General features: G+C 69.3%; 11 protein-coding genes. 1 reads left to right on the top strand and 10 read right to left on the bottom strand.

Annotation, left to right across the window (positions count from 1 at the left end):
- Positions 1-131: 131 nt before the first annotated feature.
- From BP68_RS03790 to cysC, 7 genes are all read right to left on the bottom strand, one after another.
- On the bottom strand, positions 132-1,802 hold the full coding sequence (locus BP68_RS03790; RefSeq protein WP_496369279.1) for a hypothetical protein: 1,671 nt from the start codon (positions 1,800-1,802) through the stop codon (positions 132-134).
- Between the two features lie 152 nt (positions 1,803-1,954).
- On the bottom strand, positions 1,955-2,503 hold the full coding sequence (ssb, locus tag BP68_RS03795; RefSeq protein WP_496369280.1) for a single-stranded DNA-binding protein: 549 nt from the start codon (positions 2,501-2,503) through the stop codon (positions 1,955-1,957).
- 136 nt (positions 2,504-2,639) lie between these two features.
- Positions 2,640-3,821, bottom strand: a complete 1,182-nt coding sequence (locus BP68_RS03800) for an MFS transporter (RefSeq protein WP_496369281.1) — start codon at positions 3,819-3,821, stop codon at positions 2,640-2,642.
- Positions 3,822-4,010: 189 nt separating this feature from the next.
- Complete coding sequence (locus tag BP68_RS03805; protein ID WP_496369282.1) at positions 4,011-6,773, bottom strand: IPTL-CTERM sorting domain-containing protein; 2,763 nt, start codon at positions 6,771-6,773, stop codon at positions 4,011-4,013.
- Between the two features lie 32 nt (positions 6,774-6,805).
- Positions 6,806-7,975, bottom strand: coding sequence for a TIGR03032 family protein (locus BP68_RS03810; RefSeq protein ID WP_496369283.1), 1,170 nt, complete (start codon positions 7,973-7,975; stop codon positions 6,806-6,808).
- 56 nt (positions 7,976-8,031) lie between these two features.
- The gene (locus BP68_RS03815) at positions 8,032-9,240 is read right to left on the bottom strand and encodes a S8 family peptidase (RefSeq protein ID WP_496369284.1); all 1,209 of its coding nucleotides are present in this window, start codon (positions 9,238-9,240) and stop codon (positions 8,032-8,034) included.
- Positions 9,241-9,242: 2 nt separating this feature from the next.
- Positions 9,243-9,845 (bottom strand): adenylyl-sulfate kinase, encoded by a 603-nt coding sequence (gene cysC, locus BP68_RS03820; RefSeq protein ID WP_496369285.1) that lies wholly within the window; start codon positions 9,843-9,845, stop codon positions 9,243-9,245.
- A 222-nt stretch (positions 9,846-10,067) separates the two neighbouring features.
- Here cysC and uvrA point away from each other — a divergent pair, with 222 nt between their 5' ends.
- A complete protein-coding gene (gene uvrA / locus BP68_RS03825) occupies positions 10,068-13,103 on the top strand; it encodes an excinuclease ABC subunit UvrA (RefSeq protein ID WP_496369286.1) in 3,036 nt (1,011 codons plus the stop codon).
- Positions 13,104-13,142: 39 nt separating this feature from the next.
- Here the strand turns inward: uvrA and BP68_RS03830 are convergent, their stop codons facing one another.
- The 3 genes from BP68_RS03830 to BP68_RS03840 form a co-directional block, all read right to left on the bottom strand.
- Positions 13,143-15,092 (bottom strand): methyl-accepting chemotaxis protein, encoded by a 1,950-nt coding sequence (locus BP68_RS03830; RefSeq protein WP_496369287.1) that lies wholly within the window; start codon positions 15,090-15,092, stop codon positions 13,143-13,145.
- 289 nt (positions 15,093-15,381) lie between these two features.
- The gene (locus BP68_RS03835; protein ID WP_496369288.1) at positions 15,382-16,785 is read right to left on the bottom strand and encodes an ATP-binding protein; all 1,404 of its coding nucleotides are present in this window, start codon (positions 16,783-16,785) and stop codon (positions 15,382-15,384) included.
- A complete protein-coding gene (locus BP68_RS03840; protein WP_496369289.1) occupies positions 16,782-17,459 on the bottom strand; it encodes a response regulator in 678 nt (225 codons plus the stop codon). The genes BP68_RS03835 and BP68_RS03840 overlap by 4 nt, the downstream gene beginning before the upstream one ends.
- Between the last annotated feature and the right edge of the window lie 208 nt (positions 17,460-17,667).

Raw genomic sequence — 17,667 nt, forward strand, 5'->3', positions numbered from 1 at the left:
CCCGCCTGCGGGGGATTTTTTTGGGCGCCTGGTTTTGCTATAAAAAGCAGAGCTGTTTGCGCTTATCCATCAAGCGCTGCATGCCGATTGGATGCATCAAAGGGCGGTGACGGTACCGCCCCCGGACCGCTTCAGCGCTTGTCGCCCACGATCACCGTGTGGGCGCGCTTCCCCGAGCTGAGCAGGCCGGCCGTCAGGATGCGCAGGCCGGTCACGTTGCCGTGCACGTCGAACATCGCCGAGGCGGAGCCCGACTGCGAGGGGCCGGTGGACAGCTCGCAGCCGATGGTGTTGGAGGGCACCATGGGGCCGTCCAGGTAACCGAAGGCCTCCACGCGGTACAGGTTCTGGCCGCTGCCCAGGTCGCCCAGCAGCTTGCCGACGATCAGGCAGCCGTTGCTGGTCTCGCCGGTGATCGCGCCATCCACCGCCACCTGGAGGTCCACCGTGTGGCCGCCGAAGCCCACGCCCGGCATGCGGTAGCTGCCCACGATCAGGTTCACGTTGGCCTGGCGGTTCGGGGGCAGGGCGTACAGGGTGTCGGGCTGCATCGTGAACCGGGTGGGGTAGCCGCCCGGTTGCGAGGGGTAGCTGTAGGTGCCCGTGAGGCGGTTGGCCGTGCCGGTGGCGCCCATGCTTTCCAGCGTGGCATCGATCAGCACGCCGCTCACATAGCCGCCCTGGTAGCTGCCCGTGCCGTCGGCCAGGCGGTCGAAGAACACGCCGTCGTTGGCCGTCACGAAGCGGTTGGTCGTCTGGTCGTTCTGGTAGCGGATCAGGCGTCCGTACAGCGCGTTGTGGTTGAAGCTGCTGTTGGTATAGAAGAACAGCCCGCCATCGGGCAGCACCGTGCCCCAGACCGACAGGTCGCCATTCACGCCGGCGGGCAGCGTCAGCGTGCCCTGCCAGTTGCCGGCGGCCGACAGCGGCGTGGGCGTGGGCGTGGTCGTCTGGCGCGGGTCGGCCAGGCCGTTGAGCACGAAGGTGTTGTCCGTGCCCGTGGCATTGCGCGTGAACACCCAGATGCCGTTGGGCACGTTGTTGGAGTCGAAGCGCAGCACGGCCACGCCCGTTTGCTGGGAGCCGGCGCGCGCGCCGCACGAACTCTCGTCGCCGATCAGGTTCATGGTGATCGAGTACAGCGCCGAGTCCAGCGCGCGCGGAGCGGCGGTGCCCTGCACGCTGCAGCCGCCCACGCGGCCCGAGAGCACGCCCCGCTCGGTCACCGTGAACACCCATTGCCCGCCGAACACGCCCGAGCCGCGGTACGTGCCCGCCATCAGGTCGGGGCGCGCGGGGTAGTCGTTGAGCTTGCTGTAGTTCAGCTTGAACGAGGTCGGCGTGCCGGTGGCCGCGGCCGTGCCGGCGGGGCTGGTGTAGTTGCCGCTGATGGCCACCGTCTTGCCGGTGGCCGGGCTGGAGCTGGCGGTGCCGCGCAGCGTGAGGCCCGAGGCGAACTTGCCGTCCTGCACCGAGAAGTACGTGACGCCGGTGGCCTGCACCGCCGTCACATTGGTGCGCAGCAGGCCGTAGAGGCTGTCGTAGCCGGCCGCGCCCGTCGCGCCGCGCGCCAGGTAGAACTCGCCGCCCTTGCCGTCGGCGCCGCCGTCGATGAAGCCCACCATCGTGCGCTGCGCGGCGCCCGTGCCCACCGTGCCCTCCCAGACGCCGCCGGGGTACTGCTGCGTGCCGGGCGGTGGGCCCACATCGTCCCCGCCGGAGCCGCCGCCGCAGCCCGCGAGCAGCGCGGCCAGGCACAGGGAAAGCAGGGAACTGGGACGGGCGAGGGAGGGAAAGCGCATGGAGTCGGCCTGGTGGGCTATGGATCAGGCGGCCACCTGCCGCCTGGGCTGGACATGGCGCGCCTGTGCATGCGGTGCCGCGGCGTGCCGAACCGGTTATGTTATTTCAATACAACCGAGGAGGTCGATTGAAATAAGCGATGAAGCGTGCTTTAGAACGGGATGTCGTCGTCCATGTCGTCAAAGCCCGACGCCGCGCGCGGCGGCTGGGCCACCGGCGCGGGGGCCGGGCGAGGCACGGGCGCGGGTGCGGCGGCGCGTGGGGCGGGCGCGGCGCGGCGCGGGGCCTCGTAGCCGCCGCTGCTGTCGCCGAAGCCGCCGTCGTCATAGCCGCCGCCACCACCGCCCTGGCCGCCGCCCATGCCCTGGCGGCTGCCCAGCATCTGCATGGTGTCGGCGCGGATTTCGGTGGTGTAGCGCTCCTGGCCGCTCTGGTCGGTCCACTTGCGGGTGCGCAGGCTGCCTTCGATATAGACCTGCGAGCCCTTGCGCAGGTACTGGCCCACGATTTCTGCCAGGCGGCCGTTGAAGACCACGCTGTGCCATTCGGTGGCTTCCTTGTTCTCGCCGGTGTTCTTGTCGCGCCAGCGGTCCGTCGTGGCGATGCGCACGTTGGCGACCTGGTCGCCGCTGGGGAAGGTGCGCATTTCGGGGTCGCGGCCGAGGTTGCCGACGATGATGACTTTGTTCACGGATGCCATAGAAATTCCTTGTGCTTAGCCCGGACGGCAGGGGTGGGTTCCGGGCCAGATGAGTCCAACAAGCGCCCCCTGCGAGGTCGCAGGTCAGCAGCATAGCGGTCCGGCGCACGGCCCGTGTGCCGGGGGGTGAAAAAAATCAGTGGCCGCCGGTGCGTCCCACGGGCCGCAGCGGCCAGGTGAGCAGCAGCCACAGCGCCGTCAGCAGCGCGGTGGCCGCAAACAGGCCCGGCGCACCGGCCCACTTGGCCAGCAGCCCGCCCAGGGCGCCGCCCGCAAAAAGGCCCAGCGACTGCAGCGTGTTGTAGGCGCCCAGCGCCGCGCCGCGCAGGCTGGCCGGGGCCATGCGCGACACCAGGCTGGGCTGCGTGGCCTCCAGCGCGTTGAAGCCGCAAAAGAAGATGAAGAGCACTACGCCCAGCGCCGCCAGCGAGGGCGTGGCGCCGCTGGCGGCCAGCAGGCCCAGGCCCGCCTGCACCGCCAGCACCAGGGCGATGGCCGTGAGCAGCGCCGCGCGCAGCCGCCCGCGCCGCTCCATGGCGAACAGCCCGCCCATGGCGACGAAGGACAGCACCACGGCCGGCAGGTAGATCTGCCAGTGGGCATCCTTGGCCAGGCCGGCCTGCACCAGCAGGGCCGGCACGGCCACCCACATGGCCATCTGCACCGTGTGCAGCACGAACACGCCCAGGTTCAGGCGCAGCAGGTCGGCGTGGCGCCACACGTCGGCCAGGCGTCCGCGCGGCGCGTCGGCGTGCTGCACGGGCTCGGGCGGCACCACCCACAGCACCACGGCCACGCCGCCCAGCGCCAGCGCGCAGGTCAGGCCGAACAGGCCGGCCAGGCCGATGTGCGCGGCCAGCAGCGGCGCCGCCACCAGGGCGATGGCGAACATCAGGCCGATGCTGGCGCCCACCAGCGCCATGGCCTTGGTGCGCACCACGTCGCGCGTCTGGTCGGCCAGCAGGGCCGTCACCGCCGCCGACACCGCGCCCGCGCCCTGCAGCGCGCGGCCCACGAGCAGGCCGGTGAGCGTGTCGGCCAGCGCGGCCGTCAGGCTGCCCGCGGCGAACACCAGCAGCCCGGCGACGATGACGCGCTTGCGCCCCAGCCGGTCGGACGCCATGCCCAGCGGCAGCTGCAAAAAGGCCTGCGTGAGCCCATAGATGCCCATGGCCAGGCCCACCAGGGCCGGGTCATCGCCGCCGGGGTACTTGCGCGCCTCCAGCGCGAACACCGGCAGCACCAGGAACAGGCCCAGCATGCGCAGCGCGAAGATCAGCGCCAGGCTGACGCTGGAGCGCCGCTCCAGCGGGGTCATGGACGTGGCGGTGGAAGAGGAATGCGGGGCGGGCACAAGGCTGGGGTGGGGAGGGTGGGCGAAAGCAGGGATTTTCGCCCAAGGCCGCGGTGCCGGTGCCGGCACCGCGGTGGCGCGCTTGAATATACAGCCAAATTGGGCATTGGTGCTTTTGTATCAAGCGCTGACAGCTATATTATTAATAGCAAACTATGCCTTGGTCTTGCGGCCCTGGCGCCAGCCCAGCGCGCCCAGCAGGGCCGACAGCAGGGCCAGCGCCCACGCGCCCAGCGTGGGGATGGCCTGCGGCGTGCCGCCCGGACCGGCCAGCGGCACCACGGCCAGCAGCGGGTCGGCGATGGTGCCGGGGGTGGCATTCGCATCGCCCAGGCCGTTGTCGGTGATCTGGTAGGTCACGGTCTGGCGGTTGTTGGTCAAGGTCAGGCCCAGCGAGGTGGCGGGGTCTTGCGGGTCGAACCAGCCGCCCGCGCCGTCGGGCTTGCGAAAGCGCACGCCCTGGGGCAGCGGCGCGGGGTACTGCAGGGTGATGGTGACCGGGGCGGTGGTGCAATGCTCTGCCGTGAAGCTGAACTGGCCGTTGGGCGCGTCAAAGCCCGGCGGCTTGGTGCCGGCCGGGCCAAAGCCGCCGCTGGCCTGCAGCGTGCAGGCCGCGCCGCCGCCCGACAGCGTGGCCGTGGCCGCACCCGCCATGCCGGGCACGCTGCCCGCGGGCGTGCTGATCTGCAGCAGGCGCGGGATGACGGCACCGGACGCGGCGGAATCGGCCCCCGGGCCGCTGGCGTTCTCGGCCTTCACCGTGAAGGTGTAGCTGGTGCCGTTGGTCAGCCCTGCCACGGTGATGGTGCAGACCGCGCCAGGGGTGGCGGCGGGCGCGCAATCACCCGTGTGGTTGCCGGGCGTGGACGTCGCCGTGTAGCGCGTGATGGCGCTGCTGCCGGCGCTGGCGGGGGCGGCGAAGGTGACCGTGGCCTGCCCGTTGCCCGCCGTGGCGGCCACGCCCGTGGGCGCGCCGGGCGCGGCCTGCACGGCGTGCGTGGGGCCGCCGGTGTAGGCGGGCAGTGCGTTGCCCGCGGTGTCGGTGATGTTGGTGCTCGCCTTCACGTCCAGCCGCAGCGTGCCGGAGCCGGTGATGCTGTTGACCGTGACGGTGGCCGTGCTGCCGCCGGTGGCCGACACGCTGGCCACCGTGCCTGCCGCGTCGCCCGTCGTTGTGAAGGCGAAGTCGTCCGTGCTCAGGCCGTGAACCGGCTCGCTGAAGGTCACCAGGAACTGCACGCTGGTGGCCGTGGCGCCGGGGGTGCCCACCAGGGCGATGCTGGAAACGCTGGGGGCGCTGGTGTCCACCGTCACCGCCAGCGGCGGCGAAATGGCGGAGGTATTGGATGCCGCATCGGTGGCAGTGGCGGTCACGCTGTGCGACCCTTCGCTGAGGGTGCTACTGGTGATGGTCCAGTTGCCGCCCGTCGCCGTGGCCGTCCCCAAGAGCGCCACGCCGTCGTACAGTTTGACCGTGCTGCCCGCCTCCGCCGTGCCCGTGAAGACGGGCGTGGTGTTGCTGGTGATGTTGTCCGTGTTGCTGATGCCCGAGTCTGACCCGCTGGTCATGTCCGGAGTGGAGGGCGCGCTGGGCGGCACGGCGTCGGTGACCATGATGGTGAACGCCTCGTCATGACTGCTGTTGGAGCTGTCGGTGACCCGGATGCGCACGGAGTAGGTGCCCGCATTGAGCGCCGCGGGGTTGTTGGCGCGTAGGGTGTTGCCGCTGATGTTGAAGAGGCTGTTGTTGGTGTCGCCCGCTCCCGATACCAGGGTGAAGGTGAAGGTATCACCGACATCGGGGTCGGTGGCCGTCAGCGTCCCCACGGTGGCGTTGGCGCCGCCGGCCTGGTCCACGCTGTTGTTGCTCAGGGTGATGTCGGTCGGGGCGGCATTCATCACCGCCGTATAAGTCGAGGCGGCGGTTCGGACGCCGCCATGACCGTCATTGGCGGTAACCACCACGCGCAGGTATTTGTGCGCATCGCTGGCGGTCAGGGTGTAGCTGGCGTTGGAGGCGCCGCCGATGGCCGCCAGATTGGTGCCGCTGCTGTCGTCGGCCCGGTACCACTGGTAGGTGTAGGTGCGGCCGTCGCCATCGGCATCTGACCAGGTGCCATTGGTCGCAGATAGCGTGTTGCCCACGGTGGCAATGCCGATGATGCTGGGCACCGCACTGTTCACCGGCGCGGAGTTGGTCACTTGGGTGTAGGCCGAAGTGGCAGTCTGGGTACCGCCACGGCCATCATTGGCCGTGACCACCACGCGCAGGTATTTGTGCGCATCGCTGGAGGTCAGGGTATAGCTGGTACTGGTGGCACCAGCAATCAGGTCCGGATTGGTGCCGCTGTTGTCGTCGGCCCGGTACCACTGGTAGCTGTAGGTGAGGGTGTCGTTATTGGGATCGGTCCAGGTGCCGGAGGTGGCTGCAAGTGTGCTGCCCACGATGGCCGGCCCACCGCCATTGATGCTGACGGCAGGGGGGCTTTGGTTGCTTGGTGAACTGTTGTTGGTGCACCCGGGAAGCGAAGGATAAGAAATGCAGGACGAGGACATGAATTCTTTTCGGTCCCCGAAGTTCTGCCCGGATTCGCTGGCGCTGCGTGCATCGCTAGGCTGCAGCAAGCCCTGCTGCGCCAGGAACGCCAGGGCCTCGGCGGCTGGACCGGCCTGCGCCGCCGCTTTCAGCGGCGCCTGGCCATTCGCCTGCCCGAAGGCTGCAAAAGGGCTGGATGGCGGGGCTTCCGGCCATTCACGCGCAGCGGGGGTATTCAAGGTCTTGCTGGAGATCACCGGGGATCTGGACAGCGGATGGCGCGACGCCACACCGCTGCGCACCGAGGCGAATGCCGGCGGCGCAAGCAGCAGGCCAGGAAGCAGCGCGCGCAGGGCGTTTCTTTTGAGTTTCGGGTGCATCGGTGACTCCTTTGAAAAAGCGGCCGCCTGTTTCAGGCCAGCGGCGGAAAGCAGAAATGGTTGCGCATGCGCGGGTGCGAGGGCTCGATCAGCTCGGGGAAATGGCAGCCCGGCAGCACCGCCACGTCATAGATCTGGTCCACATTGCCGGTGAATTGCAGCGTGGCCACGAGCTGCCGGGTATCGAGGTTGAAAACCCACAGGCCCGAGAAAGTCTCGCCATGCTTGCGCGCCAAGGGGGGCGCCGTGGCCACGTCGCTCTGGCGCAGCTTCGACAGGCCCACGAACAGCAGGGGGCCGTAAAAATCCATGCCGCGCGTGAAGCCGGGCACCTCTAAAAGCACCTCGTCCTGACCGGTGGACGGGTTGAGGCGGCATACCTGCCCCTCGCCGGAATTGCAGTAGTACACGCTGCCCCGGTAGCAGCGCGGCGAGTGCGGCATGCTCAGGCTGTGGAGCATGATTTCATTGTGTTCGACGTCCATCAGGGTGCCGTTGAACTGGCTGCCCTTGCGCCACATGCCCCTTTCGTTGAAGGGCGAGAAGGTGGTGACGTAGGCCGGCTTGCCGTCGTTCATCGCCATGCCGTTGAGGTGGCAGCGGTCTTCGGGCTGCAGGTCGGTGATGAAATGGGGCTTCCAGCGCGGCACGAAGCTGGCATCCGGGCCCAGGGTGCACAGGCAGGAGAAGCTGGAGTTGACCGCCCACAGCCCTTGGGCGCCCCAGCCGATGTCATGGATGTTGATCATGCCGGTGTAGTGCGCGCTGCGGGTGATGAAGCAGCCGTCCACCCGGCCGTCCACGGCTTGGTGCAGCTCCTGCTGGTAGGCCTCCCAGCGCTGCTGCGTCATGGCGATTTCGTGCGGCTGCGCCCGGGCTGCTGGCGCCTCGGCATCCTTGAAGTGGATTGTGGGCGCGGTCATGTCGTCCGCGATGGGCGGCAGGGGCTGCTTCATCTGGGCCAGAAGGCCGTCTTCGCGCTGGAACTTGATGACCTGGGTGAATACGCCCAGCGTCAGGCTGTCCGGGGTGACGGCGAGCCCCATGGGACGGTGGAAGTTCTTGTAGTTCACGTCCAGTTGCTGGCCGTCGCTGCGCACCAGCATCAGCCTGCCGGCCTGGTACGAGGTGAAGGCCAGGGAGATATTGAGCCGCTCCAAGACCGCGGGCAGGTTCTCGGAATAGGAGGCGCTGAAATCCATGGAGCCTTCCAGCGCCCCGCGGTTTTCAGGCCCTGGCAAATCATCGTGCTCGCGCATCAGGAGCCTTTCGCATTCGCTGCTTTCGGGTGGTTCATCATTTGTTGCATGGCCTGCGCATCCGGCCTGTGCCCTTGGCCCAGTTCACGGGCCAGAAGGCCGCTCACGTAGGCAGCGGCGGCCGAGGTGCCCGTGAACGGCTGGTACCCGCCCGCCGACGCCGTGCTCATGAAGCGCGACGGCGCTTGCAGCGTCACGCAGGGGCCATGGTTGGAATAAGGTTGCCAGGCGCCCACCAGCCACGCCCCCTTCAGTTGGCTGAACGCATTGGCCGCGCAGGCGTCCTGCCGGTTGTTGCCTGCGGCAAAAACCAGATAGGGCCGCGCTTCATCCAGCCAATCGGCCAGAAGGTCGAACAGCGGCTCGGGCAAAAAGGGCACGGCCCAGCTGCTGTTCACGATGTCGGCCTTGAGCATGCGCGCCACGGAGAAGGCCAGCACCATGTCCGACGTCCAGCTGGACACCTGGCGGATGGCGATGAACTCCGCACCCGGGGCGAGGCCGGTGGCTGAAAGAACCAGGCCCGCGACCAGCGTGCCATGCTGGTCCAGCGCGGTTTTGGGGTGGGCGTCTTCCGTGCGCTGGTCGGCGTCGTATTGGAAGATCAGGCGGGTCTTCGCAAGCGCGGGATGCTCGAGTTGGAAGCCGTCGTCGATGATGGCAACGCGCGCCCTGCCGGTTTCCGGCATTGCCCCTGCATGGGGTATTTCCGCTGGCGGGCGGGAGGGCGCCATCATTTGCGCGGCCTGCCTGGGCTGCGATAGGTCCGGCTGGACATACAAGACGCCCTCGCCCTCGCGCACCCTGTCCATGGTGCCGCGCATGTCCGCACCGGAGAAGGTCAGCACCCACAGGTTGCTGGTCTGCAGCGCCGCCAGTTTCTGGGCGCCCTCTATGTTGGTACTGAGGTTCCTGAGGTCTTGAGCGCCAATGGTTGACCCAGCCCTTACCAAGAGGCGGTTGGCCAGTTTGACGTTTTGCTGCCCGGCCTGTCTTTGCAGCACGTGGCCCAGGCCCTGCGGCTTCAATTCAACCGCCTCCCCGAGGTTGGAGAAGGCAATGGGCAGCCGCGATGCTTCCTGATCCAAGGCCAGGACGCTGCTGGCATATGCGGCAAAAAAAGACCCTGAACAGACAACCAGGAGCAGTCGAAACTTTCCGTGCAAGCGCCCAAGCCAGGCTTTCGGAATAGGAAGCAAGCGGGCCATGGTCAGGCCGCAAGAGCGGGCGGCAGCAGCGCCAGCAGGCGCTCCACGCAGCGGTCCAGCGGCCATTCGTGCGTGGGCAGCACCAGGTCGGCGGCCAGCGGCGGTTCGTAGGGGGCGCCGATGCCGGTGAACTGGGGCAGTTGCCCGCTGCGCGCCTTGCGGTACAGGCCCTTGGGGTCACGGGCCTCGGTCACGGCCAGGGGGGCGTCGACGAACACTTCCAGGAAGTCGCCGGGCGCAAACAAGGCACGGGCCGCATCGCGCTGCGCGCGCAGGGGCGAGATGAAGGCGGCGATGACGACAGTGCCCGCATCCACGAACAGCCGGGCCACCTCGGCCGCGCGGCGGATGTTCTCGGTCCGGTCTTCCTCGCTGAAGCCCAGGTCGCGGTTGAGCCCGTGGCGCAGATGGTCGCCGTCCAGAAGGTAGGTGTGCTGCCCCCGGGCGTGCAGTGCGACCTCCAGTGCATTGGCGATGGTGGATTTACCCGCGCCCGACAGCCCCGTGAGCCACAGCACCCGCCCGGCATGGCCGTGCAGCCGCTCGCGTGCGCCGCGTGTCACGGTAAGGGGCTGTGCATGCAGGTCGGATGGGGCGGAGGCCATGGGGGTGGGCGCGGCTTTCATTGCTTCGATATTTGTAGCTGCAACCGCTTGCTGGGTATGCGTTTGATGCCGAAATCGCTTGCAAAAGTATCAATACTAGAGGAATTGTCAAATTTTGTGTATCCCTGAAATTGGTGAATCCGACGAACGGTCATGGCGGCCAGGGGCGGGAAAACGGGGCCTCACCTATCATGGTGGGTTCGACTTTTTTGCGTCCCGCCGATGCCTGACACCGCACCTCCCGCCCCCGACGGCGCCTACCTCGCCCGCGCCCTGCGCGAGCAGCGCATCAGCATCCGCGGCGCGCGCACGCACAACCTCAAGAACATCGACCTGGACATTCCGCGCAACCAGCTGGTGGTGATCACCGGGCTGTCGGGCTCGGGCAAGTCCAGCCTGGCGTTCGACACGCTGTATGCCGAGGGCCAGCGGCGCTATGTGGAGAGCCTGTCGGCCTATGCGCGGCAGTTTCTGGGGCGGCTGGACAAGCCCGACGTGGACCTGATCGAGGGCCTGTCGCCGGCCATCAGCATCGAGCAGAAGGCCACCAGCCACAACCCGCGCTCCACCGTGGGCACGGTGACCGAAATCCACGACTACCTGCGCCTTTTGTTTGCGCGCGCGGGCACGCCGTATTGCCCGGACCACGGCCTGCCGCTCAGCGCCCAGACCGTGAGCCAGATGGTGGATGCGGTGCTGGCCCTGCCCGAGGACACCAAGCTCATGCTGCTGGCGCCCGTGGCGCGGCACAAGAAGGGCGAGTTCGTCGAGCTGTTCCAGCAGATGCAGGCGCTGGGCTACGTGCGCTTTCGCGTCGATGGGCAGATCTACGAGTACGAGAACCTGCCGCCGCTCAAGAAGACCGAGAAGCACGACATCGACGTGGTGGTCGACCGCCTGAAGGTGCGCCCCGACGCCCAGCAGCGCCTGGCCGAGAGCATCGAGGCCGCCCTGCGCCTGGAGTCCCGCGTGGGCGGCACCGACGGCGCGGGCCGCGTGCTGGCGCTGGAGATGGACACGGGCCGCGAGCACCTGTTTTCGGCCAAGTTCGCCTGCCCGGTTTGCAGCTATTCGCTGCCGGAGCTGGAGCCGCGCCTGTTCTCGTTCAACTCGCCCACGGGCGCCTGCCCGGCCTGCGACGGCATCGGCCAGCAGGAGGTGTTCGACCCGGCGCGGGTGGTGGCCTTCCCCTCCCTGAGCCTGGCCAGCGGCGCCATCAAGGGCTGGGACCGGCGCAACGGCTACTACTTCGCCATGCTGGAGAGCCTGGCCCGGCACTACGGCTTCGAGGTGGACACGCCGTTCGAGGCCCTGCCCGAGCGCGTGCGGCAGGTCGTCCTGCACGGCTCGGGCGAGGAAGAGATCGCCTTCAGCTACCTGCTCGACAGCGGCCCGAACAAGGGCAAGCCCATCGTCAGGAACCACCCGTTCGAGGGCATCCTGCCCAACATGACGCGGCGCTACCGCGAGACCGATTCGACGGTGGTGCGCGAAGACCTGGCGCGCCTGCGCAGCACCCAGCCCTGCCCGGAGTGCCACGGCGCGCGCCTGCGGCGCGAGGCGCGCTTCGTGAAGGTGGGCGAGGGCGAGGCGGCGCGCGGCATCTACGACGTGAGCCACATGACGCTGGCAGACGCGCTGCACTGGTTCGCCCACCTGCAGCTGCACGGCGCCAAGGCCGAGATCGCCGACAAGATCGTGCGCGAGATCGCCGCGCGCCTCACCTTCCTGAACGACGTGGGCCTGAACTACCTGAGCCTGGAGCGCAGCGCCGAGACGCTCAGCGGCGGCGAGGCGCAGCGCATCCGCCTGGCCAGCCAGATCGGCTCGGGCCTCACGGGGGTGATGTACGTGCTGGACGAGCCCAGCATCGGCCTGCACCAGCGCGACAACGACCGCCTGATCGGCACGCTGCAGCACCTGCGCGACATCGGCAACAGCGTCATCGTGGTGGAGCATGACGAGGACATGATCCGCGCCGCCGACCATTGCGTGGACATGGGCCCCGGCGCGGGCGTGCACGGCGGGCGCGTGATGGCCCAGGGCACCTACGCGCAGCTGTGTGCCAACCCGGCCTCGCTCACGGGCCAGTACCTGAGCGGCGCCAAGACCCTGCCCGTGCCCGCGCGGCGCACGCCCTGGCTGCCGGTGGTGGCCGAGGCGCCGGTGCCGGAGAAGGCGGGCAAGTCGCGCTTTCCCGAAACGGCGGCCGCCCAGCGCCGCAAGGAGCGCCTGGCCGAGCACCGCGCCACGCAGGGCGCGCTGCAGGCGCTGCGCGTGGTCGGGGCCACGGGCCACAACCTGAAGCGGGTGAGCGTGCAGTTCCCCGTGGGCCTGCTGACCTGCGTGACGGGCGTGTCGGGCTCGGGCAAGAGCACGCTGGTCAACGACACGCTGCACAAGGCCGTGGCGCGCCAGCTCTACCGCGCGCACGAGGAGCCGGCCGAGCACGAGGCGATCGAGGGCATCGACTACTTCGACAAGGTCATCAACGTGGACCAGTCGCCCATCGGCCGCACGCCGCGCAGCAACCCGGCCACCTACACCGGCCTGTTCACGCCCATCCGCGAGTTGATGGCCGAGACCAACACCGCCAAGGAGCGCGGCTACGGCCCGGGGCGCTTCAGCTTCAACGTGGCCGGCGGGCGCTGCGAGGCCTGCCAGGGCGACGGCGTGGTGAAGGTGGAGATGCACTTCCTGCCCGACGTGTACGTGCCCTGCGACGTGTGCCACGGCCAGCGCTACAACCGCGAGACGCTGGAGGTGCAGTGGAAGGGCCGCAACATCGCGCAGATCCTGGAGCTGACGGTGGAGGACGCCCACGCCTTCTTCAAGGACGTGCCGACCATCGCGCGCAAGCTGCAGACGCTGCTCCAGGTGGGCCTGTCCTACATCCGCCTGGGCCAGAGCGCGACCACGCTCTCGGGCGGCGAGGCGCAGCGCGTGAAGCTGGCGCAGGAGCTGTCCAAGCGCGACACGGGCCGCACGCTCTACATCCTGGACGAGCCCACCACGGGCCTGCACTTCGCCGACATCGACCTGCTGCTGCAGGTGCTGCTGCAGCTGCGCGACGCGGGCAACACCATCGTGGTGATCGAGCACAACCTGGATGTGATCAAGACCGCCGACTGGATCATCGACATGGGCCCCGAGGGCGGCGCCGGCGGCGGCCAGGTGGTGGCCGAAGGCACGCCCGAGGCGGTGGCGGCCCACCCGGCCAGCCACACGGGGCGGTATCTGCGCAGGTATTTGAGCTGAAAAGGCCTTTTGCGCTTATCTGGTAAGCGCTGATAGCTATTAATTCAGGAGTTGATGGGCCGCCTGGCCGTCCCCCGCGCGGAAGACCGCCACGGCCTGCACCAGCGACTGGGCCTGGCCGTTCAGGCTGTCGGCGGCCGCGGCCATTTCTTCCACCAGGGCGGCGTTCTGCTGCGTCACCTGGTCCAGCGCGGTGACGGCCTCGCCCACCTGGGCCACGCCGCTGGCCTGCTCCTGGCTGGCGCTGCTGATCTGGCCGACCATGGCGCTCAGGCGCTGGATGCTGTCCACCACCTCGGCCATGGTGCGGCCCGCGGCCGTGGCCTGGCGGTCGCCGTCGCTCACGCGCGCGTGGCTGGCCTCGATCAGCGTGCGGATCTGCTTGGCCGCGTCGCTGCTGCGCTGCGCAAGGGTGCGCACCTCGGCCGCCACCACGGCGAAGCCCCGGCCCTGCTCGCCCGCGCGCGCCGCCTCCACGGCGGCGTTGAGGGCCAGCAGATTGGTCTGGAAGGCGATGCCGTCGATCACCTGGATGATGTCGGCCATCTGCTGCGCCGCCTGGCGCACGCCGTGCATGGTGCCCACCACCCGCTCCATGGTGGCGCCGCCCTCGCGCGCCATGTCGCGCGTGCGCTCGGCCAGCAGGCTGGCCTCGCGGGCGGTGTCGGCGTTGTGTTGCACCGTGGCGCTGAGCTGCTCCATGGAGGCGGCGGTCTGCTCCAGCGCGCTGGCCTGGGCCTCGGTGCGACCCGACAGGTCGCGGTTGCCCTGGGCGATCTCGCCGCTGGCCAGGGCCACGCTCTCGGCGCCCTGGCGCACCTGGGCCACGGTGGGGCGCAGCCGTGCGCGCATCTGCTGCTGGGCGGCGATCAGCTGGCCGACCTCGTTGCTGCCGTGCGGCCGGTCGGCTCCGCCCAGGTTGCCCGCGGCCACGTCGCGGGCCAACTGCACGGCCTGCGCCAGTGGCCGGGTGATGGAGCGCACGAAGGCGCTGCCCAGCGCCACGCCCAGCAGGACCAGCGCGGCCAGCACGCCGCCCACGGCCCACAGCGTGCGCTGCGCCGCCGTGGCCTGCTCCTGCACCTGGGCCAGCAGCAGCGCCGTGGCCTGGCTGCCCAGCGCGTTCACGGCCTCGATGCCAGCGGTGAGGGTGTCGAAATACTGCGCGGGCTGCAGGCGCAGCTCGGCGGCGTTCAGCAGCCCGTCGTCCACCAGCCGCAGCCCTTCGGCCACACGCGTGGACTGGGCGGACAGGGGCGCCGCCAGCTGCGCCTGGGCGCCGGGCGCCTGCTGCAGGGCGCGCTGCAGGCTGGCCTGGCTGGCGGTGTTGAGTTCGTCGGCGCGGGCGCGCAGGCCGCGCAGCTGGCCGCGGTTGTCGGGCGGCAGCTCGCCGCGCGCCAGAAAGCCCGTGCCCTGGCCGCGCAGCAGGCCCAGCTGCTCGCCCAGCAGCGGCAGCTGCTGCAGCGCTGCCTGGATCAGGGCCTGGGTGTCGCGGCGGGGGCTGGTGCTCAGGCCGCTGGCGTGCACCAGCGCCTCGGAGGTGGCCAGCAGGCGCGTCACCAGCTGCGTGTGGCGGGCCATGCTCTGGGCGGGCGGGATGGAGCGGTCGTCCACGGCCTGCTGCAGCGCCTGCCAGTCCTGGCGCAGGCGGGCGAAGTCGGGCGCCTGCGCGGGCGAGGCCGCGTCCAGCTGGATGGCGGTGGCCTGCAGCGCCTGGTCCAGCGCCTCGCGCACGGCGGGGCGGCGGGCGGCGAGCTGCTCGTCGCCGCCCAGCATGGCGGCCGACAGGCCGCGGTGGGTCTGGACAAGCTGTACGGCCTGGCCCAGGCCCTGCAGCGCCGGCATGCTGCGCGCCTGCAGGCGCAGGGCCTGTACCTGGCTGCCCATGTCGCGCAGGTGCAGGCCTGCGGGCAGGGCCATCATGACCAGCGCAAGGCAGCCCAGAATCAGGAACTTGTGGGACAGGTGCAGGCGGTCGAGGAGCTGCATGGGGTTATCCGGGTTGTCAATAATCTGTAACCCAGTGTAGGAAGCGCACCCCCGCGGAACCGGGACAGCCGCATGGGTGGCGGGGTCAAAAACGCGCCACCCTTGATGCACATCAATTCTTGACGGGCCCGCGGCCCGCGCAGGGCGGCGCCTGCCTGTGCTGCCGGCCCGTGGCCTGTGGTTTTGAGGCAAAAATGGCTTCAGCGCCCGTGGATAAAGCGCAAGCAGATATTGATTCAGGAGTTGCCTGGCGCCAGGCCGCGCAGGCGCGGGGTGGATGGCGGGTGCGTCAACCGCTTTCCACGGCGAGTGGAAGGCGGACCACCACTGTCAGCCCGCCTGCGGGAGGGGTGAAGAGCGCGACGTTGCCGCCGTGCCGTTCGGCTGCGGTGCGTGCAATGGTGAGCCCCAGGCCGCTGCCGCTCTGGGTGGCCGTGGGAAGGCGGTAGAACCGGTCGAACACCCGCTCGTGCAGCGCCTGCGGTATCCCCGGGCCAGCGTCGGTGACCTGCATTTCCACATGCGGGCCCACCCGCGCCATGCCGACGGAGACGGTGCTGCCGGCGGGGCTGTACTTGATGGCGTTTTCCACCAGGTTGTCGATCAAGGAGGTGAAGGCCTCCTCGCTGCCCCGCACGGTGAAGGGCGGGTCGCCGTCGGAGAGCAGCTCGACCTCGATCCGGCGCGTCCGGGCGAGGGCATCGAGCACCGTCAGCCGGTCCTGGGCCAAGGCGTACAGGCACAGGGGCTGGCGCCTCTCATGCACGGGTTCGGCCTCGCTGCGCATCAGCTGCAGCAGCTGGGACACCACCCGCGTGGCGCGCTCGTTGCAGCGCAGCAGGTTGCCCAGCAGCTCGCGCTCGGCGCCTGCGAAGGTCTGTGTGCCCAGTGCCTCGGCGTTGACGCGCAAGGCGGCCAGCGGCGTGCGCAGTTCATGGGCGGCATCGGCGATGAGATGGCGTTCGCGCTGCAGGCTGGTGCGCGCCTGCGCCAGCAGCGCGTTGACGCTGTCCACCAGAGGCCGAAGCTCATGGTGCGGGGGCGATGATTGCAGCGGGTTCAGGTCGCCGGGCTTGCGCGCCGTGATCTCGTCGGCCACGCCTTGCCAGGGGCGAAGTGCCACGCGCAGCGAGAAGAAGGCCGGCAGCGCCAGGAGGGGCAGGCTGATGACCAATGGCATCAGATAGAAGCCGTGGGAGTGAAAGCTCAGCACCGCCGTGGGCAGGCCTGGCGTTACCAGGGTGACCTGGATGTTGCCCGGCAACGGGGCCACGGTGCGCGCACGCAGGGTTTCTGCACCGGCCTGGATCTGCACGATCTGGTCGGTCTGCGCAGGCTGCAGCCCGGGAGGGACCGCCGCGCTGTGGTAGACCAGCTGCCCTTCCTGCCAGACGAACAGCTGGGGGACGATGATGCCGTCGCCGTACGAGGCGTGCAGCGCCGCGGTGAACGCGGCGAGAGTCTGCTGGCGGCCGCCGGGGTCGCCCGCGAGGTGGCTGGCGATGGTGCCCGCCACCGTGTAGATCGAGTCCATGCGGAGCAGGTCGTCGTTGTCCTGCGCGTCATGCAGCATGGCGGTCGTGACCAGCCCCCACAGCACCGCCAGGCCGAGCATCTGGGCGATTAGCAGGCGCCGTATCAGGGATGGCTGGCGTACCCGGCGCAGCCAGTGCGCGAGTCTCTCCAGTGTCATGGGCGGGCGGCCGTGGGCGCTGGGGACTCAATGGCATAGCCCACGCCGCGGACGGTGCGGATGTACTGGCTGCCAATCTTCCGGCGCAGGTTGGACATGTGCACGTCCAGGCTGTTGCTGCTTTGCAGGCCGCCGGGGAGCACCTGTTCCTCCAGCAGCCTGCGCGACACCACATGGTCGCGGCGCTTGAGCAACAGGCTCACCAGGTCGAACTCGCAGCGCGACAGCTCGACCGTCTCTCCGTCCACCTGCACGCGCCGGGTGGCTTCATCCACCGACAGGCCGCCGACGACCAGGGTGCTGCCGGTCGTGCGGTAGGTGCGGCGCATGAGCGCATGGATTCTGGAAATCAGCTCCGCCAGCGCAAAGGGCTTGACCAGGTAGTCGTCCGCGCCGCTGTCCAGGCCCCTGAGCCGGTCGTTCAGGCCATCGCGCGCGCTCAGGATCAGGACGGGGAGCCTGTGCGCCCCCTGGCGCAGGTCCGACAGCAGCGCCAGGCCGTCGCCGTCTGGCAAGCCCAGGTCCAGGACCACGACATCGTGCAAGGCGTCCTCGAGGCGGGCGCGGGCATCCTCGAGCCGGCGCACCCAGCACACCCCGAACCCCTGGGCGGACAGCGCCAGGCGGATGCCGTTGCCAAGCTCCAGATCGTCTTCGACGAGCAACACATTCATGCGGACAGTCTCTCGTGGTTGGGCCGGTGAGGGGCGAAGTATCGACGGGAGAAGCGCCCGCCCTCTTCATCCAATCTTCATGTTGGGTTGGGGAAACCATCAGCTTGGCTCGGCACATTTGCGGTGAACCAGCCCGAGGCAGACGGAGCGCGCCGCTCCCCGCACGGATGAGGCTGGTCCTGAGGCGTGGTGCGCGACCCGCATCCGG

Source organism: Diaphorobacter oryzae DSM 22780 (assembly GCF_059568935.1).

Bases quoted from the DNA above. Each gene is read 5' to 3' on its own strand.
- BP68_RS03840 (WP_496369289.1), bottom strand. From the start codon at position 17,459: ATGAATGTGTTGCTCGTCGAAGACGATCTGGAGCTTGGCAACGGCATC.
- BP68_RS03800 (WP_496369281.1), bottom strand. From the start codon at position 3,821: ATGACCCCGCTGGAGCGGCGCTCCAGCGTCAGCCTGGCGCTGATCTTC.
- BP68_RS03805 (WP_496369282.1), bottom strand. From the start codon at position 6,773: ATGCACCCGAAACTCAAAAGAAACGCCCTGCGCGCGCTGCTTCCTGGC.
- BP68_RS03810 (WP_496369283.1), bottom strand. From the start codon at position 7,975: ATGGATTTCAGCGCCTCCTATTCCGAGAACCTGCCCGCGGTCTTGGAG.
- BP68_RS03790 (WP_496369279.1), bottom strand. From the start codon at position 1,802: ATGCGCTTTCCCTCCCTCGCCCGTCCCAGTTCCCTGCTTTCCCTGTGC.
- BP68_RS03830 (WP_496369287.1), bottom strand. From the start codon at position 15,092: ATGCAGCTCCTCGACCGCCTGCACCTGTCCCACAAGTTCCTGATTCTG.
- cysC (WP_496369285.1), bottom strand. From the start codon at position 9,845: ATGGCCTCCGCCCCATCCGACCTGCATGCACAGCCCCTTACCGTGACA.
- BP68_RS03835 (WP_496369288.1), bottom strand. From the start codon at position 16,785: ATGACACTGGAGAGACTCGCGCACTGGCTGCGCCGGGTACGCCAGCCA.
- ssb (WP_496369280.1), bottom strand. From the start codon at position 2,503: ATGGCATCCGTGAACAAAGTCATCATCGTCGGCAACCTCGGCCGCGAC.
- uvrA (WP_496369286.1), top strand. From the start codon at position 10,068: ATGCCTGACACCGCACCTCCCGCCCCCGACGGCGCCTACCTCGCCCGC.
- BP68_RS03815 (WP_496369284.1), bottom strand. From the start codon at position 9,240: ATGGCCCGCTTGCTTCCTATTCCGAAAGCCTGGCTTGGGCGCTTGCAC.